Origin of the sequence: Streptomyces sp. Go-475 (genome assembly GCF_003330845.1) — a bacterium.
Taxonomy (GTDB): domain Bacteria; phylum Actinomycetota; class Actinomycetes; order Streptomycetales; family Streptomycetaceae; genus Streptomyces.
In genome coordinates this window covers 5,646,265-5,670,574 of record NZ_CP026121.1, presented here as the reverse complement: position 1 = coordinate 5,670,574, position 24,310 = coordinate 5,646,265, and the positions used below count along the sequence as shown (strand labels likewise).

Here is a 24,310-nt window from a genome sequence, read left to right as displayed (position 1 = left end):
AACGACCCCGCACGAAAAGGAGCCGCGGCCATGGCAGCGGGCGCCCCCCGGATCTTCGTCTCGCACCTCTCCGGTGTCGCCGTCTTCGACCCCGCCGGCGACCAGGTGGGACGGGTGCGCGATCTGGTCGTCATGCTGCGGGTCGGCCAGAAGCCGCCGCGGCTGCTCGGCCTCGTCGTCGAACTCGCCACCCGCCGCCGCATCTTCCTGCCCATGACCCGGGTCACCGCCATCCAGTCCGGCCAGGTCATCACCACCGGCGTGCTCAACGTCCGGCGCTTCGAGCAGCGGCCCACCGAGCGGCTGGTCTTCGGGGAACTGCTGGACCGGCGCGTCACACTGACCGAGACCGGCGAGGAGGTCACCGTCCTCGACCTGTCGGTGCATCAGCTGCCGGCCCGCCGGGAGTGGGAGATCGACCGGGTCTTCGTCCGCAAGGGCCGCAAGGGCAGTGCCTTCCGGCGCGCCAAGGGCGAGGCGCTGACCGTCGAGTGGACCGCCGTCACCGGCTTCTCCCTGGAGGAGCAGGGGCAGGGCGCCGAGAACCTGCTCGCCACGTTCGAGCAGCTGCGCCCCGCCGACCTGGCCAACGTCCTGCACCACCTCTCCCCCAAGCGCCGGGCCGAGGTCGCCGCCGCCCTCGACGACGACCGGCTGGCCGACGTCCTGGAGGAGCTGCCGGAGGACGACCAGATCGAGATCCTCGGCAAGCTGAAGGAGGAGCGCGCCGCCGACGTCCTGGAGGCCATGGACCCGGACGACGCGGCCGACCTGCTGGGCGAGCTGCCGACGGACGAGCAGGAGCGGCTGCTGAGCCTGATGCAGCCGGGCGACGCGGCCGACATGCGGCGCCTGATGTCGTACGAGGACCGCACGGCGGGCGGTCTGATGACCACCGAGCCGATCGTGCTGCGCCCGGACTCCACCGTCGCCGACGCCCTCGCCCGGATCCGCAACCCGGACCTCTCCCCCGCCCTGGCCGCCCAGGTGTACGTCTGCCGGCCACCGGACGAGACGCCGACCGGCAAGTACCTGGGCACGGTCCACTTCCAGCGCCTGCTGCGGGAGCCACCACCCGCCCTGGTCAGCTCGATCGTGGACAGCGATCTGCAGCCGCTCGACCCGGAGGCGGACCTGCCCGCCATCGCCGGGTTCTTCGCCACGTACGACATGGTCGCGGCGCCGGTGGTGGACGAGGCCGGGTCGCTGCTGGGCGCGGTGACCGTGGACGACGTGCTCGACCACATGCTCCCGCAGGACTGGCGGGAGACGGAGTTCCACCTGGACGAGGAGGAGGTGGCGACCGATGGTTCCTGAGCGTGAGAGCCTGCGCGAACGCACGCCGGCGGGTGCCACGGCGGCTTCCCGGCCGCGCACCGCCCGCCTCGACCAGCCGGGTGTGCCGAGGCGCCGGATCCTGCCCGAGTACGACCCGGAGGCCTTCGGCCGGCTGTCGGAGCGCATCGCGCGCTTCCTCGGCACCGGGCGGTTCCTGGTCTGGATGACGGCCGCCATCGTCCTGTGGGTGGCGTGGAACACCCTCGCCCCGCGCGACCTGCGGTTCGACGAGTACCCGTTCATCTTCCTGACCCTGATGCTGTCGCTCCAGGCCTCCTACGCCGCCCCGCTGATCCTGCTCGCGCAGAACCGGCAGGACGACCGCGACCGGGTCAACCTGGAGCAGGACCGCAAGCAGAACGAGCGGTCGATCGCGGACACCGAGTACCTGACCCGCGAGGTCGCCGCCCTGCGCATCGGCCTGGGCGAGGTCGCCACCCGCGACTGGATCCGCTCGGAGCTCCAGGACATGGTCAAGGAACTGGAGGAACGGCAGAACGGCCACCGTCACGACACCGTCGTATTCCCGGCGGAACGGTCACGGGGACGTGACGCAGACGACCGGTGACGGGCTTTCCTACGCCCCGGTACGGCGCCGTACCATCGTCCTTATGGCTACGGAAGACGCGGTGCGCGAGGCACTGGCGACGGTGAACGACCCCGAGATCCACAAGCCCATCACCGAACTCGGGATGGTCAAATCCGTGGAGATCGGCGCGGACGGGGCGGTCGCCGTCACCGTGTACCTCACGGTCTCGGGCTGCCCGATGCGGGACACGATCACGCAGCGCGTCACGGAGGCGGTCTCCGGCGTCGAGGGCGTCACCCGCGTCGACGTCACGCTCGACGTGATGAGCGACGAGCAGCGCCGCGAGCTGGCGACCGCCCTGCGCGGCGGCCAGACCGAGCGCGAGGTGCCCTTCGCGAAGCCGGGCAACCTGACCCGCGTCTACGCGGTCGCCTCCGGCAAGGGCGGCGTCGGCAAGTCCTCCGTGACGGTCAACCTGGCGGCGGCGATGGCCGCCGACGGCCTCAAGGTCGGTGTCGTCGACGCCGACATCTACGGCCACAGCGTGCCGCGCATGCTCGGCGCCGACGGCCTCCCGACCCAGGTCGAGAACATGATCATGCCGCCGTCGGCGAACGGCGTGAAGGTCATCTCCATCGGCATGTTCACGCCGGGCAACACCCCGGTCGTCTGGCGCGGCCCGATGCTCCACCGCGCCCTCCAGCAGTTCCTGGCGGACGTGTACTGGGGCGACCTGGACGTCCTCCTCCTGGACCTGCCGCCCGGCACCGGCGACATCGCGATCTCCGTCGCCCAGCTGGTCCCGAACGCCGAGATCCTGGTCGTCACGACGCCGCAGCAGGCGGCGGCCGAGGTCGCCGAGCGGGCCGGCTCCATCGCCGTGCAGACGCACCAGAAGATCGTCGGCGTGGTGGAGAACATGTCCGGCCTGCCCTGCCCGCACTGCGGCGAGATGGTCGACGTCTTCGGCACGGGCGGCGGCCAGCTCGTCGCCGAGGGCCTGACCCGCACGACCGGCGCGAACGTCCCGGTCCTCGGCAGCATCCCGATCGACGTCCGCCTCCGCGAGGGCGGCGACGAGGGCAAGCCGGTCGTCCTGACCGACCCGGACTCCCCGGCGGGCTCGTCCCTCCGCGCGATCGCGGGCAAGCTGGGCGGCCGGCAGCGGGGCCTGTCGGGCCTGTCGCTGGGGATCACTCCGCGGAACAAGTTCTAGATCCCTTGGGGCAGCGTCCCTCAGGGGCGCGGGGAACTGCGCGGGCAACCACAGACGGCCCGCAGCCGCCCGACGGCAGGATCCCCCGGGGAAGGGGCGCCGAAAACCCGGCGCCCCAATAAACTCACGCGTACGCGGCGATGTCCTTCACCACGGAGAAGCCGAGTCCATACGCACTCATGCCCCTGCCGTACGCCCCGACATGAACCCCGGCCGCGGTCGACCCGGCGAGCACCCACCCGAACTCCGACTCCCGGTAGTGGAACGCCGTCGGCACCCCGTCCACGGGAAGCGACAGCGTCGACCAGTCGGGCCCGTCGAGGTCGTCGGCCAGCACCCACGCCGTCTCGGTCTGCTGCTCCAGCCAGTCGTCCCGCAGCGAGTGGTCCATCTGCCCCGGCCAGGTGAAGGACAGCAGCCCCACACCCGCGAGCCACGCCGCGGACGACACCGACGTGGCCTCCAGCAGCCCCGTGCCGTCGGCACTGCGCCGTGAGGGGTTCGCCGCCACGGTCACGACGACCGCGAACTTCTCCTTGGACTCCTGGTCGCCCCCGGCGGCATGCTCGTTGCGCACCGTGGGCTCGTCACCGTGCCCGATCGACCCGTGTTCCACGGCCCCGTCGGCCGTCACACCGACCTGCATCAGCCAGCGCGGCCCCGTGAAGGCCTCGTCGAGGCCGTACCACGGGAAGGGCGCGCGCAGGTAGCCGTCGACCGTACGCCGGGCGGAGGGGACCTGTTGTCCGCCCTCCGTGGCCGGCGCCTGCGCGACTGCCCCACTCGTCGTCTCCATGTGCCCGAGCCCTCCTCGCTCTAGTCGGACCGAGCGGCCCGCCCCCCATCGGGCGTACTCGACCGGTCCGCACAACAACTCGGCAGCATAGCCACACCGCTGCGAGCAGCAGGGAAACCGCCCGGCGCGTGGGCCGCACGGGCGCCTCGTTCAGGCCGTACACAGCCCGACCGGAGTATGAAACGCGTCACGCGCGCCGGGGCGCACACCCCGGGGCGGGTCGCTCAGGTGGCGTCCGCGTCGAAGGGCGGCCGGTCGTCCCGGTCGGGCGTCTCGGGCTTCTTGGTCATGTCGATCCGGCCGCCGGAGGAGCCGGACGACGAGGAGGACGAGGACGAGGTGTCCGAGTCGCGGCCGTGGACGGCGTCGGTGACCTCGGCCATCTCCTTCTTGAGGTCGAAGCCGTTGCGGATCTCCTTGAGCCCCAGGTCGTCGTTGTCCAGCTGCTTGCGGATGAACGTCTTGGGGTTGAGGTCCTCGAACTCGAAGTCCTTGAACTCCGGGCCGAGTTCCTCCCGGATGTCCTGCTTGGCGCTCTCCGAGAACTCACGGATCTTCCGGATCGTGCGCGTCACGTCCTGGATGACCTTGGGGAGCTTGTCCGGACCGAAGACGAGCACGGCAAGGACGATGAGCGTCACCAGCTCGAGTGGTCCTATGTCATTGAACACCTGAAGCTCCTTGCGATGTCCTCGGTCCTCGGCCCTCGTGGTCGGTGCGGGTGTTGCCGTGGTCCGGGCCGGCTCCACGGTACCCGGCGATCCTGTCCGACCGGTACCGTCCCGAGACCTCCGGGTGCGGCCAGTGGCAGCGCTTTCCCGATTGTTTGCCTTGTTCGCCCCTGTAAGCCCTGGTCGTCACGGCTCAGTCCCCTCCGGAGGACCCGAGGACGAGCGACACGGTCCGCTCCTCGCCGCCCCGCTCCAGGGTCAGCCTCAGCCGGTCGCCGGGGCGGTGCGCCCGGGTCTTGACGATCAGCTCCTCGCCGGAGTGGACTCGCTGGCCGTCGACCTCGGTGATGACGTCACCGGCCTTGATGCCGGCCTGGGCACCCGGGCCGCCCGCGGTGACCGGGGGCCCGCCCTCGCTGCCCTGGGCGGCGACACGGGCGCCGTCGCCGCCGTAGTCCATGTCCAGGGTGATGCCGATCACCGGGTGGGTGGCCTTCCCGGTGTTGATCAGCTCCTCGGCGACGCGCTTGCCCTGGTTGATGGGGATGGCGAAGCCGAGGCCTATCGAGCCGGACTGTCCGCTCTCCAGGTCGGAGCCGCTGCCCGCCGAGCGGATGGCCGAGTTGATGCCGATGACCCGGCCCTTGGCGTCGAGCAGCGGGCCGCCGGAGTTGCCGGGGTTGATGGGCGCGTCGGTCTGCAGCGCGTCGACGTACGACACGTCGCTGCCGTCGCCCTTCTCGCCGCCTGCCGTGATGGGCCGCTCCTTGGCGCTGATGATGCCGGAGGTGACGGTGCCGGCCAGGTCGAAGGGCGCGCCGATGGCCACGACCGGGTCGCCGACCTGCACGTTGTCGGAGTTGCCCAGGGGCAGGGGGGTGAGTCCTCGGACGCCCTTCACCCTCACGACGGCGAGGTCGTAGCCGCTGTCCCGGCCGACGAGCTCGGCCTGGGCGGTCTCCCCGCCGTTGAAGGTCACGGTGATCTCGCCGCCGGATCCGGCGGGCTGCACGACGTGGTTGTTGGTGAGGATGTGGCCGCGGGTGTCGAGCACGAAGCCGGTGCCCGTGCCCTGTTCGCCGGCGCCGCTCACATGCAGGGTGACCACGCTGGGCAGGGCCCGCCCGGCGATCCCGGCCACGCTGCCCGCGTCGCGCCCGGTGGACTCCTTCCCGGCCTGCGGCAGCTCGACGGTCCCGACGCCGCCGTTCCGCTCCAGGTACGTCCCCAGGGCGCCGCCGATGCCCCCGGACACGAGCGCGAGCAGCACGGCCCCGCCGACCAGGGCCTTCCTGCCCCGCTTGCGCCGCTGTTCCGTGCTGGGGACGGCGGCGCCGTTCTGCTGGAGCGGGGCGAGGCCCCCGGGCGGCGCGGGAGCGGCCCAGGGGTCGTAGCGCTGCCAGGGGTCGGGGGCGGGTCCCTGGGGCGGGACGTCGGCGTGGACCGGGGCGACGGGCACCTGCGCCGGTGCCTGCGCCTGCGCCTGCTCCAGCGCGGCGGGGACGTGGGAGGACTGCGCCGGCACCACCGGCGCCACGGGCGGGCCCGGCACACTCGCCTGCCCCGGCATCGCCACGCCGTGCGTCGGTGTAGCCGCCGGGTGCTGAACCGGCGGCGCGGGCGCCCAGGGGCCGGGCTCGCCATAGGGCGGGGTGCTGTACGGGTCGGGATCGTGCAGAGGCTTGACCCCGACGTCGACCGGCACGGCGGCCGCGGCGGGAGCGGGGGCGGGAACGCCGTCTCCGACCTCGGCGGCGGCGGAGCCCGCCTCGGTACCCGACTCGACGGCGCTCGCAGCAGCGGAACCAGCCTCGACGCCGGCCTCCACGACGCTCATGGCAGCGGGAGCCACCTCGGTGCCCGACTCCCCGACGCTCGCAGCGGCAGGACCCGCCTCGACGCCGGACTCGACCACGCTCGCAGCAGCGGAGGCCCCGGCCGGTGTCTCCCCGGTCGCTGGCGCCTCGGGGCTCCTCAGCTCGTAGTCGCCGGTGTCGTCCTGCTGCGGCGCGGCGGGGCGCGGCAGCTCGAAGTCGCCGTCGGTGTCGGCGGCGGCCGCCGGGGCCGCCGCCTGCTCGCGGGTCTCAGCCGCGCCCGGGTCCGCCGCCACGGGCCCGTCCGTGCCCTCCGGCTCCGCCGACGGGCCCTGCGGGCGCGGACGGCTCCACCACTTCGCTTTCGTGGGCTTCCCCTCGTTCATGCTCTCCCCACAGCACAGCCGCGGCACGGCTCGTCGGCGGTGGCCGCAGTTCGTCGAATCGGCGCCCGGCCACACCTCGGCCGGGGGCGCCACCCCCGGGATTCAATCAGGTTCGCGGGCCGGTGCGCAGAGGCCGGTCAGCGGGCCGTGTGTGAGGAGGAGGGCGGAGAGGGGGACGCGGTGGTGTCCGGGAGGGGCACGGCGAGCAGGGGCGCCGTGATCTCGGGGACCGCCGCCCAGGAGTGCAAGGGGGCCGGCGGGGCGGCCTCGAGCGGGCGTATCAGCGGGGACATGACGGCCGCGCCGGCCATCACCGGGGCGGTCAGCGCGTGTACCACCTGGTGCCGGACTGCGGGCTGCGGCACTCCGGGCAGCAGGGGTGCGGACACCTCGGTCGGCGCGGCCGGGGTGTCGCCGAGCGCGCTCTGGCCGTGCACCTGCCCGAGCAGCGGCCCCACGGCCCGGCGCCGCTGGGATTCGGGCGCCGTCGCGGCGCCCCCGCCCTGCGGGCGCATCGGGGTCACGTTGCTCCCCGTGCCGGAGCCGCCGCGGGCTTCCGCGTCGGTCGGGCTGCCGGTGGTGACGCCGCCGAGGGCGATCGCGGCCAGGGACACGGCCCCGGCGGCCACGAAGGCGAACCGCAGGCGCGACGAGGATCGGTCCGTCTCGTGCCGGCCGACGTCGTGGATACGGAAGCCCCGGCTTCCCGACGGCAGGCCGCGGGGGTCGGAGGGGAGGCCGCGGTCGCCCCCCGGGAGGCGCCCGCCCCCCGCGGAGGACGGCAGCACGGGCAGGTGCGGCCGGGACGAGGCGTACCCGAACTCGAACCGGTCGCCGCGCTTCATCCCGAAGGCGCCGGACGATCCGAACCGCCCGGTCAGTCCGCCGGGCAGCCCTCCCCCGCCCGGCGGCAGTTCGTCACCGTCCGGGCCGCTGCCCGCGGGTAGTCCCTGCAGGCGGGCCAGGAAACTCTCGGAGGGGGGCGGCGGGGCCGCTTCCGCGAAGACGTTCTTCAGCCGGCGCTGGGCGTCCACCTCCGCCTTGCACTTCGCGCAGGTGGCGACATGCGCCAGTACGCGCTCACGCGCGTCATGACCGAGCTCTCCGTCCACCAGGGCGGAGAGTCGGTCTCCCAGGTGCTGCTCTGCGAGGTGTCCCTCGGAAGCTTTCGGCCGTGATCCGCTCACGCGCTCGCGCCCCCTCCTCCCAAGGCGGGAACACGGGGCACGAAGGAGCGGCGCTCGGCGCGCGCCTCCGGGGAGCGGTGCGCGAGGGCCTTGCGCAGCTGGGAGCGGCCGCGGTGGATCCGCGAGCGGACCGTGCCGAGCTTGACGCCGAGGGTCGCGGCGATCTCCTCGTACGACAGTCCTTCGATGTCGCACAGGACGACCGCGGCGCGGAACTCGGGGGCGAGGGTGTCGAGGGCCTGCTGGACGTCCGCGTCGAAGTGCGCGTCGTTGAAGACCTGCTGGGGGGTGGGCTCCTTGCTGGGCAGCCGCTCGGCCGCGTCCTCGCCGAGGGCGTCGAAGCGGATGCGCTGCTTGCGGCGGACCATGTCCAGGAACAGGTTCGTGGTGATGCGGTGCAGCCAGCCCTCGAAGGTGCCGGGCGTGTAGGTCGACAGGGAGCGGAAGACGCGGACGAAGACCTCCTGCGTGAGGTCCTCCGCGTCGTGCTGGTTGCCGGTCAGACGGTAGGCGAGCCGGTAGACCCGGCCGCTGTGCGTGCTGACGATCTCCTCCCACGTGGGCGGAGTCCACGCCTGCCCGTCCGCGTCGGTGGTGAAGGTCGCGGTCTGGGCGAAGCCGGCGGCGTGGTGGTCAGCAGCGGTGTCGTTCACGGATGTCGGCCTGCCCGCTGATCCGAGGAAGCGCCGGAGCACTCCTCCGCGATCCACAGGCGCAGCCGCACCTCCCCTGTCAGCTCTGGTGGTGTCCAGTGGAGCCCCTACCATAGCCACCTCGCCCGTTAGGACCGGATAAGCGGTTTTACGAGAATTTGATCTGGGCTGATACGCCTCGTACTGCTGCGTCGGCACTTGCTCGGCGTCCTGATCCACTGCCTGCCCCCCGTCCCGGCCCGCGCCGCTCGCTCATCCCTTCCAACGACCGGTCCCATCTGCGGGTTCCCGGGCCCAACGGATACAGTCACGCCCAGGCATTCACGGGGACAGGAGAGGGTCATTACCGGCAACCGGCAGACGAGCTGGGCGTTCGCCGACGCCTATGTCGCCGAGGACGAAGCGCTGCACTGGGCCCGGGACCGGGCCCGCGAGGCAGGGCTGCGCTCGGTGTCGCCCGGCACGGGCGCCGCGCTGCGGTTGCTGGCCGCCTCCGTCGACGCGAAGGCCGTCGCGGAGATCGGGACCGGCTGCGGTGTCTCCGGGATCCACCTCCTGCACGGTATGCGGCCCGACGGTGTCCTGACGACCGTGGACCCGGAGCCGGAGCACCAGCAGTTCGCCCGCCAGGCCTTCCGCGCCTCGGGCTTCGCCAGCAACCGGGCCCGCTTCATCCCGGGCCGCGCCCTGGACGTGCTGCCCCGTCTGGCCGACGCCGGCTACGACCTCGTCTTCTGCGACGGTGACCGCCTCGAGGTGATGGACTACCTCGCCGAATCGTTGCGTCTGCTCCGCCCCGGCGGACTGGTCGTCTTCGAGGGCGCCTTCGCCAACGGCCGGACGGTGGACTCCGGCCCGCAGCCCACCGAGGTGCTGCGGCTGCGGGAACTGCTGCGCGCGGTGCGCGAGAGCCAGGAGCTGGTGCCGTCGCTGCTGCCGGTGGGCGACGGTCTGCTGTGCGCGGTGAAACGGTAGCCCGCGGGCGCGTCGGGGGAACGGAAGCCGGGGCAGGCGAGAGTCATCGGTGAGAAAACAGCCGCCCCGGCACCTCATGTGATGCCGGGGCAGCTGAAAGGGTATGGTCGCTTGCGCGTCAGCCGACGACCTTCTTGAGGGCGTCGCCCAGGGCGTCGGCCTCGTCCGGGGTCAGCTCGACGACGAGCCGACCGCCGCCTTCGAGCGGAACGCGCATGACGATGCCCCGCCCCTCCTTGGTCACCTCGAGCGGGCCATCACCCGTTCGCGGCTTCATGGCCGCCATGCTCGTTCCCCTTCCTGAAACCCAGCTCATCGTCAAAGCCGACGGCCCTGAGAAGGGCACACGTGCGGTCCTTGAGACAGGACACGCGACACCGGCATCGAACACATTGCTTCCAAGCCATTATCCCGCATCTCAGGACCCGATGACCAACATCAGTAGGCATCGCTTGGGCAACGCACGCGAGCAAAACCACTCAATTCGGCGATGAGACTGCGATACTCCGCCACCCTGCTCACATCCGCCGAACGGATTCGGGTGAGAATTCTTTGACGCAGGTCACACGTCCGGCCCGGTCCGCGGTCGGCGATCTCCGTCATGCTGTCCTGCAGACCCGGGACGTACCGGCCGGTACGTCCCCGAGCCGCGACACGGAGGGGATACGCCATGGCCGACACCGTGCTCTACGAGGTGAGCGACGGACTCGCGACGATCACGCTGAACCGCCCGGAGGCGATGAACGCGCTGAACGTGGAGACCAAGGTCGCCCTGCGGGAGGCGGTCCGGTCGGCGGCGGACGACGCCGCCGTGCGGGCGGTGCTGCTCACCGCCGCCGGTGACCGGGCGTTCTGCGTCGGGCAGGACCTGAAGGAGCACATCGGGCTGCTGGCCGCGGACCGGGAGGCCGGCTCGGGGCAGACCATGAGCACGGTGCGGGAGCACTACAACCCGATCGTGCGGGCGCTGGCCGGGGCGGCGAAGCCGGTCGTCGCCGCGGTGAACGGGGTGGCGGCGGGGGCCGGCTTCGGCTTCGCGCTCGCCGCGGACTACCGGATCGTGGCGGACACGGCGGCGTTCAACACGTCCTTCGCGGGGGTCGCCCTGACCGCGGACTCGGGGATCTCCTGGACGCTGCCGCGGGTGGTCGGACCGGGCCGGGCCGCTGACCTGCTGCTCTTCCCCCGGAGTATCGGCGCGCAGGAGGCGTACGAGCTGGGGATCGCCAACCGGGTGGTGCCGGCCGGAGAGCTGCGGGCCGAGGCCGGGAAGGTGGCGCGGGCACTCGCCGAGGGGCCGACCGTGGCGTACGCGGCGCTGAAGGAGTCGGTGGCGTTCGGGTTGACGCACTCCTTGGAGGAGGCCCTGGAGAAGGAGGACGAGCTGCAGACGCGGGCCGGGTCCTCCGAGGATCACGCGATCGCCGTGCAGGCCTTCGTCAACAAGGAGAAGCCGAAGTATCTGGGCCGGTGAGTTCGGGGGCCTCCGCATCGCGGAGCCGCAATCGGCACAGCCCCGCGCCCCTTACGGGGCGCTTCTCGCCACGCAGGTTTCCAGGTGGTCGTCGACCAGGCCGCACGCCTGCATCAGGGCGTACGCCGTCGTCGGGCCGACGAAGCGGAGGCCCCGCTTCTTCAATGCCTTGGACAAGGCCGTCGACTCCGGGGTGACGGGAGGGACGTCGGAGAGCGTCTTGGGGACCGGGCGGGTCGCCGGGTCGGGGGCGTGGGACCAGATCAGCGCGTCCAGGTCCCCCGGGGACCACTCGGCGAGCACGCGCGCGTTGGCGAGGGTCGCGTCGATCTTGGCGCGGTTGCGGATGATGCCGGCGTCGGCCAGGAGGCGCTCGCGGTCCTCGTCGGTGAAGGCGGCCACCGACGCGATCTTGAAGTCGGCGAAGGCGGCGCGGAAGCCGGGGCGGCGGCGCAGGATGGTGATCCAGGACAGGCCGGACTGGAAGGCCTCCAGGCTGAGCCGCTCGAACAGCGCGTCGTCGCCGTGGACCGCGCGGCCCCACTCCTCGTCGTGGTACGCCACGTACTCCGGGGCGGACAGGGCCCAGGGGCAGCGCAGTGCGCCGTCCGGGCCGGCGAGGGCGGCGCCGTCGCTCACGGCCGGTCCTCCCGCCTCGGGGCGGGCTTGTCCATGGACACGTGGTGCTCCCCGGAGTGGGTGGCCGCCGCCCGGGCGCCCGCCAGGGCCGACTCCAGGTCGGCGATGCGGGCGTCGCGTTCGGCGAGCTCGGCGCCCAGGCGGCTGAGGGCGTCGTCCACGTCCGCCATGCGGTAGCCGCGGGCGGCGAGCGGGAAGCGCAGGGCCTCCACGTCCGCGCGGTCGACCGGGCGGTCCGGCGGCAGCGGGTCCCGCAGCCGCTCGGGGGCGGCCTCGGGCAGCGGGCCGTTCTCGCCGCCGCCCACCACGGCGAGGGTCACCGCGGCGACCACGACGGCGAGCGCGACGACCAGGAACAGGAACATAACCATCGCGGGGCCCCCACGGTCGGACGGATCGGACTCTTCGGAGTCCGCCGAGTCGGATGTTGTCAGGCTCCGATCGTGCCATGCGACTCTGACAGTTAGGGTCGCAGGCGGCGGAAGACGGGGACGTACCAGGAAAGGTCACAGGGGATGCTCAGGCTGGGCAGGCGGGAATTCGGGCCGCACGAGCCGGTGATCATGGCGATCGTGAACCGGACCCCGGACTCGTTCTACGACCAGGGCGCCACCTTCCGCGACGAGCCGGCCCTCGCGCGCGTGGAACAGGCGGTGGCCGAGGGGGCCGCGATCATCGACATCGGCGGGGTCAAGGCCGGGCCGGGCGAGGAGGTCACGGCCGCGGAGGAGGCCCGGCGGACGGTCGGGTTCGTGGCGGAGGTGCGGCGGCGGTTCCCGGACGTGATCATCAGCGTCGACACCTGGCGGGCCGAGGTCGGCGAGGCCGTGTGCGAGGCCGGGGCGGACCTGCTGAACGACGCGTGGGGCGGGGTCGACCCGGGGCTCGCGGAGGTCGCCGCGCGCTACCGGGTCGGGCTCGTGTGCACGCACGCGGGAGGCGCGGAGCCGCGGACCCGGCCGCACCGGATCGAGTACGACGATGTCATGGCCGACATCCTGGAGGTCACGGTCGGGCTGGCCGAGCGGGCGGTGGCGCTGGGGGTGCCGCGGGAGTCGGTCATGATCGACCCCGGGCACGACTTCGCGAAGAACACGCGGCACAGCCTGGAGGCGACGCGGCGGCTGGACGAGATGGTCGCCACGGGGTGGCCGGTGCTGGTGTCGCTGTCCAACAAGGACTTCGTCGGGGAGACGCTGGACCGGCCCGTGAAGGAGCGCGTGGTGGGGACGTTGGCGACGACGGCCGTGTCGGCGTGGCTGGGGGCGCGGGTGTACCGGGTGCACGAGGTGGCCGAGACGCGGCAGGTGCTGGATATGGTCTCGGCGATCGCGGGGCATCGGGTGCCGTCCGTCGCGCGGCGGGGGTTGGCCTAGGGCCCTTCTGATGGATCTCCGCGGCGTCGCGACGCCCGGCACGCCCGCTCGCCGCACGGGGCGAAGGGCCAGGGGGCTCCGCCCCTGGCCCCCCGGCCTGTGCCCACCCGCCACCCGACGCGGTCGGACAAGGGGCCGGGCTCGAAAAGACCCCTACCTGCCCGCCTCCTTGGACACCAGTGCCACCGCCTCGTCCACGTCGTCCGTCACGTGGAACAGCAGCAGGTCCTTCTCCGCCGCCTTCCCCTGCGCGATCACCGTGTCGCGGAGCCAGTTCACCAGGCCGCCCCAGTACTCCGTGCCGAAGAGCACGATCGGGAAGCGCGTCACCTTCTGCGTCTGGACGAGGGTGAGGGCCTCGAAGAGTTCGTCGAGGGTGCCGAGGCCGCCGGGCAGGACGACGAAGCCCTGCGCGTACTTGACGAACATCATCTTCCGGACGAAGAAGTAGCGGAAGTTCAGGCCGATGTCGACGTACGGGTTCAGGCCCTGCTCGAACGGCAGCTCGATGCCCAGCCCGACCGAGATGCCGCTCGCCTCGACGGCACCCTTGTTGGCCGCCTCCATCGCGCCCGGGCCGCCGCCGGTGATGACCGCGAAGCCCGCGTCCACCAGGCCCCGGCCCAGCCGCACCCCGGCCTCGTACTCGGGCGAGTCCGCCGGCGTCCGGGCCGAGCCGAACACGCTGATCGCGGGAGGGAGTTCGGCGAGCGTGCCGAAGCCCTCGATGAACTCCGACTGGATGCGCAGCACGCGCCAGGGGTCGGTGTGCACCCAGTCGGAGGGGGCCCGCTCGTCCAGCAGCCGCTGGTCGGTCGTGCTGGCCTGCACCTGATCCCGCCGCTGGAGGACCGGGCCCAGGCGCTTCTCCTCCGGCGGCTGCTTCTTCCCCTCGGGGTTGCCGGTCGCCATGTGCGCTCCCTCCGTCGTGCCTGTCTTTCCACCTCAGCGTAGATCTACGCGGGTTACGAACGAGGGACGTGAGCATGTCCGCGATGGAGCGCCGTAAACACGAAGGGCTGCGGGTGGGGTCAGGCGGTCAGCCAGTTCCGCAGGCGCTCCTCACCCGCGAGGATCTTCGCGACCTCCACGCGCTCGTCCCGCTTGTGCGCCAAGTGGGGGTTGCCCGGGCCGTAGTTGACCGCCGGGACGCCCAGGGCCGAGAAGCGGGAGACGTCGGTCCAGCCGTACTTGGGCATCGGGGTGCCGCCGACCGCCTCGATGAACGCCTTGGCCGCCGGGTGGGACAGGCCGGGCATCGCCGCGCCGCTGTGGTCGACGACCTCGAACTCCGTCACCCCGCAGTCCGCGAAGACCTCCCGGACGTGCGCCACGGCCTCCTCGGGCGTGCGGTCGGGCGCGTAGCGGAAGTTGACGGTGACGACGCACTCGTCGGGGATGACGTTGCCGGCCACTCCCCCGCTGACGGCGACCGCGTTCAGGCCCTCGCGGTACTCCAGGCCGTCGATGACCGGCCAGCGGGGTTCGTAGGAGGCGAGGCGGGCGAGGATCGGGGCGGCCGCGTGGATCGCGTTGGAGCCCATCCAGCCGCGGGCCGAGTGGGCCCGCTCGCCCGCGGTCCTCAGCAGCACCCGCAGCGTGCCCTGGCAGCCGCCCTCGACCTGGCCGTCCGACGGTTCCAGGAGGACCGCGAAGTCGCCCTCCAGCCACTCGGGGTGCGCCTCGGAGACGTGCTTGAGGCCGTTCAGCTCCGCGGCGACCTCCTCGTTGTCGTAGAAGACGAAGGTCAGGTCGCGGTTCGGGGCGGGGACCGTGGCCGCGATGCGCAGCTGCACGGCGACGCCCGACTTCATGTCGCAGGTGCCGCAGCCCCACAGCACGCCGTCCTCGTCGAGCCGGGAGGGGACGTTGTCCGCGATCGGGACGGTGTCGATGTGTCCGGCGAGGATCACCCGCTCCGCGCGGCCGAGGTTCGTGCGGGCGACCACGTTGTTGCCGTACCGGTCGACCGTCAGGTGGGGCAGCGCGCGCAGCGCGGTCTCGATCGCGTCCGCCAGCGGCTTCTCGGTGCCGCTCTCGGAGCGGAAGTCGACGAGCCGGGCGGTGAGCTCCGCGGCGTCCAGCGTGAGGTCAAGCGAGGTGTCGGCCATGCCGTCGACCCTAACGCGCCATGCCGTGTGCACACCTTCCCCACCCGGCTCATGGCACTCCGTACTCTCCAGTACCTTGTACGGCGTGCCAGAGCCGTCCTCTCCCAAGCGTCGCGGCCGCCTCTTCCGATGCGGATCCGCTTTCGTGATCCTGTTCGCGGTCGCCGGTTACCTCGTCGTGCAGTACGTCACCGGGGGCACAGGCGAGCCGGGCTGCAAAGTCGTCTCCGGCAAGGGCGACGGGGCGTCGTACTCGTTCACGCCCGAGCAGGCCGTGAACGCGGCGACGATCACCGCCGTCGGGACCGCGCGCGGCCTGCCCGAGCGGGCCGTGACCATCGCGCTGGCGACCGCGCTCCAGGAGTCGAGCCTGCGCAACATCAGCCACGGCGACCGGGACTCCCTCGGCCTGTTCCAGCAGCGCCCCTCGCAGGGCTGGGGCACGCCGAAGGAGATCATGGACCCGACGTACTCGGCGGGCGAGTTCTACGACCACCTGGTCAAGGTGCCCGGCTACACGCGGCTGCCGCTCACGGTCGCCGCGCAGCGCGTGCAGCGCAGCGGTTTCCCGCAGGCCTACGCCAAGCACGAGCCGGACGCCGCGCTGCTCGCCGCGGCCCTGACCGGGCAGTCCGCGGCCACGCTGACCTGCGAGGGCCGCCCGGCCGCGACCCGGGCGACGGGCGCCGACGGGGTGCGGGCCGCGCTCGCGCGGGACTTCGGGCGCGATGTGCTGGAGCCGGCCGGGGCCCAGGTGGGCGGCTCCTCGACGGCCACGTCGTCGCCGTCCCCGAGTGCCACGGACGGGGACGGCGACCGGACGATGACGCTGCCGGTGGCATCCGACACGAGTGCGGCCGGCGGGCGGAGCCTGGACCAGCGCGGCTGGCAGCTGGCGCACTGGGCCGTGGCCAACGCCTCCGAGCTGCACATCGCACGGGTCACGTACGCGGGCCGGGAGTGGGTCGCCGGGAACACCGCCAGCGAGTGGCGGGACGCCCCGGCGAAGGGCACCGCGGGGGCGCAGCGCAGCGCGGATGCGGTTCGTATCGTCACGATGGGTTAACTCGCGCAGGGGTGCGGGGACTCACCCGGGAGGGTCAGCCGCGGGGCTCGGCGGCGACGGGGTGCGCGGGTTTGCGCGCTCACGTCCCGTGATCCGCGAGAACCCTTGGGAACACAGGGCTGGAAGGATTCGGCGGGCGCTGGGGCGGGAGTCTCTTTGCCCGTTTTTATCCGCAGCCGATAATGCGACGCATTACCAACTCTTTACGTTGCGGCGCCGCAACCTTCACGGGCTTCGAGCGGTAGTCACTGCGTCCGAGCCGGGGCGATCAACAGCCAGTCGATCAACTCCCGGACCCGGTCGGACACTTCACGAACCTCACTGTTCTCTCCGTCGAAGGAGCACCATGTCCCTCCCCCTGACCCGCCGGATCGCCCGTGCCGCGCTGATCGTCGCTGCGGGAGCGGCTGCCGGGGTCGGTGCGGCCGGCTCCGCCAGCGCGGCCCCCGAGCTGCCGGCCACCCCGAACCTCGGCGGGCTGACCGCCCTGGACGGGGCGAACGTCGGCAACACCGTCGACGGCGCGGCGCAGAACGTCACCCAGTCCGCTGGTGACACCGGCGGCAAGGCCGTCAAGAAGGCGGTGCCGGCCGCGGGCAAGACCGGCGGCAAGGCCGTCAAGAAGACCACGCCCGTCGCGCAGAAGGCGGCCGGTGACGCGGCGGGTTCCGCCGGGCAGCTCGTCGGTGACGCGGCCGGTTCCGCCCAGGGCGGGCTGCCGACGGACGGCCTGACGAAGGGTGGCGTGCCGTCCGCCGACTCGCTGCCGGTGAAGGGCCTGCCGGTCGGCTGACGCCGGTTTCCGACGCCTGAAGGGGTCCGGGGAGCTTCCCTGGACCCCTTCGGCATGCCCGAGGACGCGGCAGCGGTCAGAGGCGCCGTACGGCCGCCGCCACCCGCTCGTCCGTCGCGGTCAGCGCCACGCGGACGAACTCGGCGCCCGCGGGTCCGTAGAAGTCGCCCGGGGCCACCAGGATGCCCCGTTCCGCGAGGTGGGCGACCGTGTCCCAGCAGGACTCGCCCCGGGTGGCCCACAGGTAGAGGCTGGCCTCGCTGTGCTCGATGCGGAAGCCGTGGGCGAGGAGCGCCTCGCGCAGGAGCGCGCGCCGGGCGGCGTAGCGCTCGCGTTGCACGCGGACGTGCTCGTCGTCGCCGAGGGCCGCCACGACCGCCGCCTGGGTCGGCGCGGGCGTCATCATGCCGCCGTGCTTGCGGATCTCCAGGAGCGGGCCGAGGACGGCCGGGTCACCGGCCAGGAAGGCCGCCCGGTAGCCGGCGAGGTTCGAGCGCTTGGAGAGGGAGTGCACGGACACGATGCCGTCGTACGAGCCGCCGTTGACGTCCGAGTGCAGCACCGAGACCGGGTCGGCCTCCCAGCCCAGCTCCAGGTAGCACTCGTCGGAGAAGAGCAGGACGCCGTGCTCGCGGGCCCACGCGACGATCCGGGTCAGGTCCGCCTGGGACAGGACCCTGCCCGTCGGGTTGGACGGGGAGTTCAGCCACAGGAGCTTCAGGCCGGCCGGGTCGAGCTCGGTCGGGTCGTCGTAGACCTCGTACTCGGCCCGGGCCAGGCGGGCGCCGACCTCGTACGTCGGGTAGGCCAGGCGCGGGTAGGCCACCCGGTCGCCGGGGCCGAGGCCCAGCTGGGTCGGCAGCCAGGCGACGAGCTCCTTGGAGCCGACGACCGGCAGGACGTGGCGGTGGGTGACGTCCCGGGCGCCGAGGCGGCGCTCCACCCAGCCGGTGATCGCGTCGCGCAGCTCGGGCGTGCCCCAGACGGTCGGATAGCCCGGCGAGTCCGCCGCCGCGACCAGCGCTTTCTGGATCAGCTCGGGGACCGGGTCGACCGGGGTGCCGACGGACAGGTCCACGATGCCGTCCGGGTGGGCGGCGGCCGTGGCCTTGTAGGGCGTCAGCTTGTCCCAGGGGAAGGTGGGCAGGCGGTCGGAGACTGCGGACACGGGTGCTGGCTCACTTTCTGGTGCGTACGAGCCGGGTGGTCACGGCGAACGCCTCGGCCCCGCACGGCGATCAACGAGGTGATCGGGCCGTACGGGACCGAGGCGGCGCTGGCGCGGGCCGCTCTTACTGGTTCTGCGGCGGCAGCGCGGCGATGAAGGGGTGGTCGCGCTCGATCAGCCCCAGCTTGCTGGCCCCGCCGGGCGAACCGAGCTCGTCGAAGAACTCGACGTTCGCCTTGTAGTAGTCCTTCCACTCCTCCGGAGTGTCGTCCTCGTAGAAGATCGCCTCGACCGGGCAGACCGGCTCACAGGCACCACAGTCGACGCATTCGTCCGGGTGGATGTACAAGGACCGGGAGCCCTCGTAGATGCAGTCGACCGGGCACTCCTCGATGCACGCCTTGTCCTTGACGTCGACACAAGGCTGCGCGATGACGTAGGTCACGCTGTCGTTCCTCCTCGATAGGGCGCTGGCGGGCCTCCTCAGGCTCCGCCGCCTGGCGCGCGGGAGCGCGGCGTCGTCGATGCCCGCCCCTAGTATCTCCGTTCCTGGGCATGATCCGAACAGGAGGGGTGAACTGACCTGTGGAAATCTCTGCCGCCGGGCGACTCGAGGTCCGTATCACCGCTGCTGACGTGGGCAAACGGGTCTCGGTACGGAGCTTGATCGAACATGGTCCTCCGGGTGAGAAGTTCACCGATACGGTCGGAGTTCTCACATCATGGGACAACGGTGTGCTGCTGATCACACGGAAGAGTGGCGAGAGCGTCCGCATCGCGGAATCCGCGCTGGTCGCGGGCAAGATCGTGCCCGCCGCCCCGGCGCGTCGCCGCGGTCCGGCCGCCTCCTACGAGGAGCTGGCCCGGGTCGCCGCGCGGGCCTGGCGGCCCGTGGAGAGCGAGCGGCTCGGGGACTGGGAGCTGCGGGCCGCGTCCGGCTTCACGCGCCGGGCCAATTCGGTCCTGCCGCTCGGCGATCCGGGCGTGCCGCTCGACGAGGCGCTCGGCGTGGTCCGGCGGTGGTACGGCGAGCGCGGGCTGCCCGCCTACGTCCAGACCGCGACCGGCGCCGAGGGCACGCAGGAGCTGCTCTGCGCCGAGCTGGAGGAGCGGGGCTGGGTGCGGGAGGTGACCGCCGAGCTGTGGGTGGGGCCGCTGGCGCCGGTCGCCGACCTGCTCGACCCGGCGGGCGTCGCGCTGTCCCGGGAGGCCGACGAGGCGTGGCTGGCCCGGTACCGGCGCAAGGGGGTGAGCGAGGTGGCGCTGCGGGTGCTGGGGAGCGGGCCGTCGGTGTGGTTCGCGACCGTGCCCGGGCCCGCGGAGCCGGCCGCCATCGGGCGGTGCGTGGTCGACGGGCGGTGGGCCGGGTTCGCCGCCGTCGAGGTCGACCCGGCGCTGCGGCGCCAGGGGCTCGGTACGGCCGTCATGGCCGCGCTGGCCCGGCGGGCGCTCGACGAGGGCGCGTCGGCCGCCTGGCTCCAGGTGGAGACCGACAACGCGGGAGCGCGGGCGCTGTACGCCGGGATGGGCTTCGCGGCGCACCACGCCTACCACCACTACCGGGCGCCGGACGCCGACGGCACCGGCCGGTAGTCGATCGTCGTGAGAGGGCACGAGCCAGCCATGCGTCCCCCGTTTCCCCCGCCCCCGGAGCGTTCCGCCGAGCTGCGGCGGCGGTTCGCCGAAGAGGCCCGGTCCGAGCGGCCCGACCTGTCGGCGCTGTGCCTGCTGGTGGGCGCGGAGGCGGACGGGGCGCTGGACGAGGCGGGCATCGACGCCGCGCAGGTCGAGCTGGACCGGCTGGCCGGGCTGCTGCCGTACCGGCCGGGCGGGCCGCGGGCCTGGGCGGTCGCCCTGCGGGAGCTGCTCGGTGAGCGGATGGGCTTCCACGGCACGCCGTCCGACTACCAGCGGCTGGAGTCCTCGCTGTTGCACGAGGTGCTGCTGCGGCGCAGGGGGTTGCCGATCCTGCTGTCGGTGGTGTGGATGGAGGTGGCCCGGCGGGCGGGGGCGCCGGTGTACGGGGTGGCTCTGCCGGGGCACTTCGTGGTCGGGTTCGGGCCCGAGGAGGAGCAGGTGCTGGCGGACCCGTTCGACGGGGGGCGGGTGCTGACCGGGGCCGACGCGGAGTTGCTGGTGGCCGGGGCGACGGGGGCGCGGCTGGACGCGGCGATGCTGCGGCCGGCCGATCCGCTGGACGTGGTGCTGCGGATCCTGAACAACGTGCGGGCGTGGGCGGCGGCCCGGCCCGAGCGGTCGGATGTGGCGTTGTGGGCGGTCGAGTTGTCGCTGCTGCTGCCGTCGCATCCGGCGCGGTTGCGGTACGAGCGGGCGCGGTTGCTGGTGCGGCGGGGGGATTTTCTGGGTGGGGCCTCGGAGTTGGAGGCCTATGCGGAGGTGGTGGGGGCCGTGGACGAGGCCGCGGGTGAGCGGGTGCGGGGGGAGGCTTTGGCGGCCAGGGCGATGCTCAACTGACGCCCCTCGCCGTAGCGGCGCGTGTGGGATCGCGGGTGCGGGTGCGTCGTGGCTGGTCGCGCAGTTCCCCGCGCCCCCAAAAGCGCTACAGCCACCCCTTTTCGCGTGCCACCCGGGCCGCCTCCGTTCGGTTTCTCACCGCCAGTTTCTGGATGGCCGTGGAGAGGTAGTTGCGGACCGTGCCCTGGGAGAGGTGGAGGGCTGCCGCGAGTTCCGCGTTGGTGGAGCCGTCGGCTGCCGCGCGGAGGACCTCGCGCTCGCGGTCCGTCAGCGGGTTGGCGCCCTCCGCCAGGGCCGCTGCCGCGAGCGTCGGGTCGATGACGCGTTCGCCGGTGAGGACCTTGCGGATCGCCTCGGCCAGCTGGGCGGCGGGGGCGTCCTTGACCAGGAAGGCGTCGGCGCCGGACTCCATGGCGCTGCGCAGGTAGCCGGGGCGGCCGAAGGTGGTGAGGATGACCAGCTTCACGGCGGGGAGTTCCGCGTGGAGGCGCGCCGCGGCCTCGATGCCCGTCGCGCCGGGCATCTCGATGTCCAGGAGCGCCACGTCGACGGCGTGGGCCCGGGCCGCCGGCAGGACCTCGTCGCCGCGGGCCACCTGGGCGACGACCTCGATGTCCTCCTCCAGGCCGAGCAGGGCGGCCAGGGCCTCGCGGACCATCGACTGGTCCTCGGCGAGCAGGACCTTGATCGTGCGGCTCATGCCGGGGATCCTACGTCCGCCGCACCGGCCGCGGGGACGCGAGCGACCAGGCGGAAGCCGCGCTTGAGCGGGCCCGCCTCCAGGGTGCCGCCCGCCGTGGCGAGGCGTTCGGCGAGGCCCGTGAGGCCGTTGCCGTGGCCGTCGCCCGGGCCGCCGGAGCCGTTGTCCTCGACGGTGAGTTCGAGCATCGGGCCGTCGAGGGTCTGGCGACGCAGCAGCTCCACCGTGCAGCGGCGGGCGCCGCTGTGCCGTACGACGTTGGTGACCGCCTCGCGCAGGGCCCAGGCGAGGGCGGACTCGCTCTCCTCGGGGACGCCGGTGAGGCCGGGCTCGACGGGCAGCTCGGCGGTGACGCCCGCCGCGGCGAGGGCGACCCGGGCACCGGCGAGTTCGGCGTTCAGGCGGGGGCGGCGGTAGCCGGTGACGGCCTCGCGCACGTCGACCAGGGCCTGGCGGCTGACCTGCTCGATGTCGGCGACCTGCTGGGCCGCCTTCTCGGGCTGGCCGGGCAGCATCCGGCCGGCCAGCTCGCTCTTCAGCGTGATCAGGGACAGGGAGTGGCCGAGCAGGTCGTGCAGGTCCCTGGCCAGGCGCAGGCGCTCCTCGTTGGCGGCGAGCTGGGCGACGGTCGCGCGGGCCTCGCGCAGCGCGATGGTCGTCCGGACGAGTTCGCGTACGCCGGTCATCGCGAAGCCGCCGAGGAGGGCCGGGATGAGCAGGCCGGAAAGGTACCCAAGCCCGTCGTGCGTGGCGAACGCGACGGCGGTCAGCAGCGCGCACGCGGCCGGGATCGTCCAGCGGGCCAGGCGCGGGGGCAGGGCCGCGCCGGACGCGATCGACACGTACACGAAGAGCACCAGCCACTCGCGGCCGAGGGTGAGGGCGAGCAGCGTGGACTGGGCGGCGAGCACCCCGAGCGAGCCGAGCACCACGGGGTTGCGCTCGCCGCGTCCCGTGCGGAAGACCAGCAGCATGTACCAGGTGACGAACGCGGCCAGGCCCAGCCAGCCGAGGATCCGCACGCCCGTGCCGTGACCGCCGTGCAGCAGGTCGGTGACGGGAGCGCTCAGGTAGACCAGCCAGATGCCCGTCCAGAGCGACTTCACGACCCGCTGTCTGCGGTTCACCGGGCGCTGCCCGATACCGACCCCTACGCCGCTCACGCCTTCAAGGTGTCCTTCCGGTACAGCCAGGCCGCGCCGCCCGCGAACAGGGCGAACGACACCACCAGGACGGCGAGGTCCCGGACGTGCGGGGCGCGGCTCTGCTCGATGGCCTGCCCGAGGGCAGCGTACGCGTGCGTGGGCAGCCACTTCGCGATGTCCTGCAGCCAGCCGGGGAACGTGGTCGTGGGCATCCACAGGCCGCCGAGCATCGACAGGCCGAAGTAGGTGATCATCGTGATCGGGCGGACCGCGTCCCCGCTGGCCAGGTAGCCGATGGCGACGCCGAGCGCGGCGAAGACGAGGCTGCCGGCCCAGATCGCGCCGGTGAGGGCGAGCCACTGCCAGGCGTCCAGGGTCACGTCCTTCACGGCCGCCGCGACGACGAAGACGATGACGATGGACGGCAGGCTCACGACGGCGGCGCTCGCGGTCTTGGCGAGGACGTAGCCGCGGCCGGGCAGCGCGGTCAGGCGCAGCTGCCGCACCCAGCCGCCCTCGCGCTCCTTGGCGATGCGCTCACTGTTGCCCATGAGGACGGCGGTGAGGGCGCCGAAGGAGGCCATCGAGACCATCATGTAGGTCGGGAGGGTGAGGCCGGTGCCGGGGACCTTCGTGGTGCTGTCGGCGTTGCCGGCGATGATCAGGAACAGCACCGACGGGTAGATCACCGAGAAGAACAGGAACTTGCGGTTGCGCAGGGCGCGGGTGAGTTCCAGCTTGATCAGGCTGTTCACTTCGACTTCGCCTCCTCGGCGGTGGTGAGGGCGACGAAGGCCTGCTCCAGGCCGAGTCCGGCGACCTCCAGGTTGCGGGGGTGGAGGCCGAGGCCGTACAGCGCGTGGACGGTGGCGTCGGCGTCGGCGGACTGGATGCGGACGGTCCGGCCGGAGACCGTCAGGGAGGTCAGGAAGGGCAGGGCGCGCAGCGCGGGCTCGTCGATCGGGTCCGCCAGGTCGAAGGAGACGCGGCGGACGCCGGCCTTGGCCTTGATCTCGGAGGCCGTGCCGTCGGCGAGGAGCCGGCCGCGGTGCAGGACGAGGACCCGGTCGGCGATCGCGTCGGCCTCTTCGAGGTAGTGGGTGGCGAAGAGGACGGTCCGGCCCTGGTCGGCCTGCTCGCGCATGGTGGCCCAGAAGGCGTGACGGGTGGTGACGTCCATGCCGGTGGTGGGCTCGTCCAGCACGATGAGATCGCTGTCGCCCGCGGTGGCCAGGGCGAAGCGGACGCGCTGGGCCTGGCCGCCGGAGAGCTTGTGGACCTTGCGGTCGGCGATCTGCGCGATGCCCGCGCGGGCCAGGACCTCGGAGGGCTGGTACGGCCTGGGGTGCAGGGCGCAGGCGAGCCGCACGAGTTCGGCGACCGTCACCTCGTCCATCAGCCCGCCGCTCTGCAGCATGGCGCCCACGCGCCCGGCGACGATGGCCTGCCGGGGGCTGGTGCCGAAGAGCCGGACCGTGCCGCTGTCCGGGTTCTTCAGGCCGAGCAGCAGGTCGAGGGTGGTGGACTTGCCGGCGCCGTTGGGACCCAGCAGCGCCACGGTCTCCCCCGGGCGCAGGGTCAGGGTCAGTGCGTCCACTGCCCGGACCGCGTCGTATGCCTTGCTCACCTGGTCGAAGGCGACTACCGAGGCTGTCGTTGTCATACGGCCATCGTGGCTTCGGGCCCGCCGACGGGGGCAGTGTCGGGCGTCCGGAGTGCCGTGTGACAGGTGTCATGCCCGCCGGGTGACGAGGAGAGCCCCCGCCTTCACCGGGCGGGGGCTCTCGTACGACGGGCG

At 72.8% G+C, this 24,310-nt stretch carries 26 protein-coding genes; 10 read left to right on the top strand and 16 right to left on the bottom strand.

Annotated features, from left to right (window positions below; translation table 11 throughout):
- Positions 1-30: 30 nt before the first annotated feature.
- The 3 genes from C1703_RS26230 to C1703_RS26220 are packed head-to-tail and all read left to right on the top strand — an operon-like array spanning position 31 to position 3,083.
- Positions 31-1,317 (top strand): CBS domain-containing protein, encoded by a 1,287-nt coding sequence (locus C1703_RS26230; RefSeq protein ID WP_114255162.1) that lies wholly within the window; start codon positions 31-33, stop codon positions 1,315-1,317.
- Complete coding sequence (locus C1703_RS26225; protein WP_114255161.1) at positions 1,307-1,906, top strand: DUF1003 domain-containing protein; 600 nt, start codon at positions 1,307-1,309, stop codon at positions 1,904-1,906. The genes C1703_RS26230 and C1703_RS26225 overlap by 11 nt, the downstream gene beginning before the upstream one ends.
- A gap of 43 nt (positions 1,907-1,949) precedes the next feature.
- Complete coding sequence (locus C1703_RS26220) at positions 1,950-3,083, top strand: Mrp/NBP35 family ATP-binding protein (protein WP_114255160.1); 1,134 nt, start codon at positions 1,950-1,952, stop codon at positions 3,081-3,083.
- A 124-nt stretch (positions 3,084-3,207) separates the two neighbouring features.
- On the opposite strand, the gene C1703_RS26215 is transcribed toward C1703_RS26220, so the two are convergent.
- The 5 genes from C1703_RS26215 to sigE all read right to left on the bottom strand — a co-directional run bounded on the left by C1703_RS26215 (position 3,208) and on the right by sigE (position 8,632).
- Positions 3,208-3,879, bottom strand: a complete 672-nt coding sequence (locus tag C1703_RS26215) for a hypothetical protein (RefSeq protein WP_114255159.1) — start codon at positions 3,877-3,879, stop codon at positions 3,208-3,210.
- 224 nt (positions 3,880-4,103) lie between these two features.
- Positions 4,104-4,550, bottom strand: a complete 447-nt coding sequence (locus C1703_RS26210; protein ID WP_114255158.1) for a sec-independent translocase — start codon at positions 4,548-4,550, stop codon at positions 4,104-4,106.
- Positions 4,551-4,743: 193 nt separating this feature from the next.
- Complete coding sequence (locus tag C1703_RS26205) at positions 4,744-6,750, bottom strand: trypsin-like peptidase domain-containing protein (RefSeq protein WP_114255157.1); 2,007 nt, start codon at positions 6,748-6,750, stop codon at positions 4,744-4,746.
- Positions 6,751-6,887: 137 nt separating this feature from the next.
- Positions 6,888-7,937: a zf-HC2 domain-containing protein gene (locus C1703_RS26200; RefSeq protein ID WP_114255156.1), complete on the bottom strand. Its 1,050-nt coding sequence runs from the start codon at positions 7,935-7,937 to the stop codon at positions 6,888-6,890.
- Entirely contained in the window at positions 7,934-8,632 is a 699-nt protein-coding gene (gene sigE / locus C1703_RS26195) for an RNA polymerase sigma factor SigE (RefSeq protein WP_037766263.1), read from the bottom strand. Before sigE ends, C1703_RS26200 begins: the two co-directional genes overlap by 4 nt.
- 234 nt (positions 8,633-8,866) lie before the next feature.
- On the opposite strand from sigE, the gene C1703_RS26190 reads away from it, so the two are divergent.
- Positions 8,867-9,565, top strand: coding sequence for an O-methyltransferase (locus C1703_RS26190; protein WP_269803235.1), 699 nt, complete (start codon positions 8,867-8,869; stop codon positions 9,563-9,565).
- A 118-nt stretch (positions 9,566-9,683) separates the two neighbouring features.
- Here the strand turns inward: C1703_RS26190 and C1703_RS26185 are convergent, their stop codons facing one another.
- Positions 9,684-9,851, bottom strand: coding sequence for a DUF3117 domain-containing protein (locus C1703_RS26185; protein WP_003966491.1), 168 nt, complete (start codon positions 9,849-9,851; stop codon positions 9,684-9,686).
- Positions 9,852-10,235: 384 nt separating this feature from the next.
- Here C1703_RS26185 and C1703_RS26180 point away from each other — a divergent pair, with 384 nt between their 5' ends.
- On the top strand, positions 10,236-11,039 hold the full coding sequence (locus C1703_RS26180; protein WP_114255155.1) for an enoyl-CoA hydratase-related protein: 804 nt from the start codon (positions 10,236-10,238) through the stop codon (positions 11,037-11,039).
- A 51-nt stretch (positions 11,040-11,090) separates the two neighbouring features.
- Here C1703_RS26180 and C1703_RS26175 read toward each other — a convergent pair whose 3' ends face one another.
- Entirely contained in the window at positions 11,091-11,678 is a 588-nt protein-coding gene (locus tag C1703_RS26175) for a DNA-3-methyladenine glycosylase I (protein WP_114255154.1), read from the bottom strand.
- Positions 11,675-12,049 carry a DivIVA domain-containing protein gene (locus C1703_RS26170; RefSeq protein ID WP_114255153.1) on the bottom strand — a complete coding sequence of 125 codons (375 nt, stop codon included), beginning with the start codon at positions 12,047-12,049 and terminating at the stop codon, positions 11,675-11,677. Before C1703_RS26170 ends, C1703_RS26175 begins: the two co-directional genes overlap by 4 nt.
- Before the next feature lie 144 nt (positions 12,050-12,193).
- Here C1703_RS26170 and folP point away from each other — a divergent pair, with 144 nt between their 5' ends.
- On the top strand, positions 12,194-13,054 hold the full coding sequence (gene folP, locus C1703_RS26165) for a dihydropteroate synthase (protein ID WP_114255152.1): 861 nt from the start codon (positions 12,194-12,196) through the stop codon (positions 13,052-13,054).
- Between the two features lie 153 nt (positions 13,055-13,207).
- Here the strand turns inward: folP and C1703_RS26160 are convergent, their stop codons facing one another.
- Together C1703_RS26160 and dapE are read right to left on the bottom strand one after the other, a co-directional pair.
- Positions 13,208-13,966 carry a TIGR00730 family Rossman fold protein gene (locus tag C1703_RS26160; protein WP_114255151.1) on the bottom strand — a complete coding sequence of 253 codons (759 nt, stop codon included), beginning with the start codon at positions 13,964-13,966 and terminating at the stop codon, positions 13,208-13,210.
- A gap of 119 nt (positions 13,967-14,085) precedes the next feature.
- Positions 14,086-15,165, bottom strand: a complete 1,080-nt coding sequence (gene dapE, locus C1703_RS26155) for a succinyl-diaminopimelate desuccinylase (RefSeq protein ID WP_114255150.1) — start codon at positions 15,163-15,165, stop codon at positions 14,086-14,088.
- Positions 15,166-15,310: 145 nt separating this feature from the next.
- Between dapE and C1703_RS26150 the strand changes: the two genes are divergently transcribed.
- Together C1703_RS26150 and C1703_RS26145 are read left to right on the top strand one after the other, a co-directional pair.
- Positions 15,311-16,231: a heavy metal transporter gene (locus C1703_RS26150; RefSeq protein WP_114255149.1), complete on the top strand. Its 921-nt coding sequence runs from the start codon at positions 15,311-15,313 to the stop codon at positions 16,229-16,231.
- Positions 16,232-16,577: 346 nt separating this feature from the next.
- Positions 16,578-17,024, top strand: a complete 447-nt coding sequence (locus tag C1703_RS26145) for an ATP-binding protein (RefSeq protein ID WP_114255148.1) — start codon at positions 16,578-16,580, stop codon at positions 17,022-17,024.
- A gap of 76 nt (positions 17,025-17,100) precedes the next feature.
- On the opposite strand, the gene C1703_RS26140 is transcribed toward C1703_RS26145, so the two are convergent.
- Positions 17,101-18,192, bottom strand: a complete 1,092-nt coding sequence (locus C1703_RS26140; protein WP_114255147.1) for a bifunctional succinyldiaminopimelate transaminase/glutamate-prephenate aminotransferase — start codon at positions 18,190-18,192, stop codon at positions 17,101-17,103.
- Between the two features lie 124 nt (positions 18,193-18,316).
- Positions 18,317-18,637, bottom strand: coding sequence for a ferredoxin (fdxA, locus tag C1703_RS26135; RefSeq protein ID WP_018089397.1), 321 nt, complete (start codon positions 18,635-18,637; stop codon positions 18,317-18,319).
- 140 nt (positions 18,638-18,777) lie between these two features.
- On the opposite strand from fdxA, the gene C1703_RS26130 reads away from it, so the two are divergent.
- Together C1703_RS26130 and C1703_RS26125 are read left to right on the top strand one after the other, a co-directional pair.
- Positions 18,778-19,785, top strand: a complete 1,008-nt coding sequence (locus C1703_RS26130) for a GNAT family N-acetyltransferase (RefSeq protein ID WP_114255146.1) — start codon at positions 18,778-18,780, stop codon at positions 19,783-19,785.
- 30 nt (positions 19,786-19,815) lie between these two features.
- Entirely contained in the window at positions 19,816-20,667 is an 852-nt protein-coding gene (locus tag C1703_RS26125; protein WP_114255145.1) for a transglutaminase-like domain-containing protein, read from the top strand.
- A gap of 85 nt (positions 20,668-20,752) precedes the next feature.
- On the opposite strand, the gene C1703_RS26120 is transcribed toward C1703_RS26125, so the two are convergent.
- The 4 genes from C1703_RS26120 to C1703_RS26105 are packed head-to-tail and all read right to left on the bottom strand — an operon-like array spanning position 20,753 to position 24,175.
- Positions 20,753-21,367 (bottom strand): response regulator transcription factor, encoded by a 615-nt coding sequence (locus C1703_RS26120; RefSeq protein ID WP_114255144.1) that lies wholly within the window; start codon positions 21,365-21,367, stop codon positions 20,753-20,755.
- Positions 21,364-22,530, bottom strand: a complete 1,167-nt coding sequence (locus C1703_RS26115) for a histidine kinase (protein ID WP_114255143.1) — start codon at positions 22,528-22,530, stop codon at positions 21,364-21,366. Before C1703_RS26115 ends, C1703_RS26120 begins: the two co-directional genes overlap by 4 nt.
- On the bottom strand, positions 22,527-23,267 hold the full coding sequence (locus C1703_RS26110; protein ID WP_114255142.1) for an ABC transporter permease: 741 nt from the start codon (positions 23,265-23,267) through the stop codon (positions 22,527-22,529). Before C1703_RS26110 ends, C1703_RS26115 begins: the two co-directional genes overlap by 4 nt.
- Positions 23,264-24,175 carry an ABC transporter ATP-binding protein gene (locus C1703_RS26105; protein ID WP_114255141.1) on the bottom strand — a complete coding sequence of 304 codons (912 nt, stop codon included), beginning with the start codon at positions 24,173-24,175 and terminating at the stop codon, positions 23,264-23,266. Before C1703_RS26105 ends, C1703_RS26110 begins: the two co-directional genes overlap by 4 nt.
- Positions 24,176-24,310: the final 135 nt, after the last annotated feature.

Excerpts from the sequence above, each read along its gene's own strand:
- C1703_RS26230 (WP_114255162.1), top strand. The coding sequence starts at position 31 with ATGGCAGCGGGCGCCCCCCGGATCTTCGTCTCGCACCTCTCCGGTGTC.
- C1703_RS26225 (WP_114255161.1), top strand. The coding sequence starts at position 1,307 with ATGGTTCCTGAGCGTGAGAGCCTGCGCGAACGCACGCCGGCGGGTGCC.
- C1703_RS26220 (WP_114255160.1), top strand. The coding sequence starts at position 1,950 with ATGGCTACGGAAGACGCGGTGCGCGAGGCACTGGCGACGGTGAACGAC.
- C1703_RS26215 (WP_114255159.1), bottom strand. The coding sequence starts at position 3,879 with ATGGAGACGACGAGTGGGGCAGTCGCGCAGGCGCCGGCCACGGAGGGC.
- C1703_RS26205 (WP_114255157.1), bottom strand. The coding sequence starts at position 6,750 with ATGAACGAGGGGAAGCCCACGAAAGCGAAGTGGTGGAGCCGTCCGCGC.
- C1703_RS26185 (WP_003966491.1), bottom strand. The coding sequence starts at position 9,851 with ATGGCGGCCATGAAGCCGCGAACGGGTGATGGCCCGCTCGAGGTGACC.
- C1703_RS26180 (WP_114255155.1), top strand. The coding sequence starts at position 10,236 with ATGGCCGACACCGTGCTCTACGAGGTGAGCGACGGACTCGCGACGATC.
- C1703_RS26170 (WP_114255153.1), bottom strand. The coding sequence starts at position 12,049 with ATGGTTATGTTCCTGTTCCTGGTCGTCGCGCTCGCCGTCGTGGTCGCC.
- folP (WP_114255152.1), top strand. The coding sequence starts at position 12,194 with ATGCTCAGGCTGGGCAGGCGGGAATTCGGGCCGCACGAGCCGGTGATC.
- C1703_RS26160 (WP_114255151.1), bottom strand. The coding sequence starts at position 13,966 with ATGGCGACCGGCAACCCCGAGGGGAAGAAGCAGCCGCCGGAGGAGAAG.
- dapE (WP_114255150.1), bottom strand. The coding sequence starts at position 15,165 with ATGGCCGACACCTCGCTTGACCTCACGCTGGACGCCGCGGAGCTCACC.
- C1703_RS26145 (WP_114255148.1), top strand. The coding sequence starts at position 16,578 with ATGTCCCTCCCCCTGACCCGCCGGATCGCCCGTGCCGCGCTGATCGTC.
- C1703_RS26125 (WP_114255145.1), top strand. The coding sequence starts at position 19,816 with ATGCGTCCCCCGTTTCCCCCGCCCCCGGAGCGTTCCGCCGAGCTGCGG.
- C1703_RS26120 (WP_114255144.1), bottom strand. The coding sequence starts at position 21,367 with ATGAGCCGCACGATCAAGGTCCTGCTCGCCGAGGACCAGTCGATGGTC.
- C1703_RS26105 (WP_114255141.1), bottom strand. The coding sequence starts at position 24,175 with ATGACAACGACAGCCTCGGTAGTCGCCTTCGACCAGGTGAGCAAGGCA.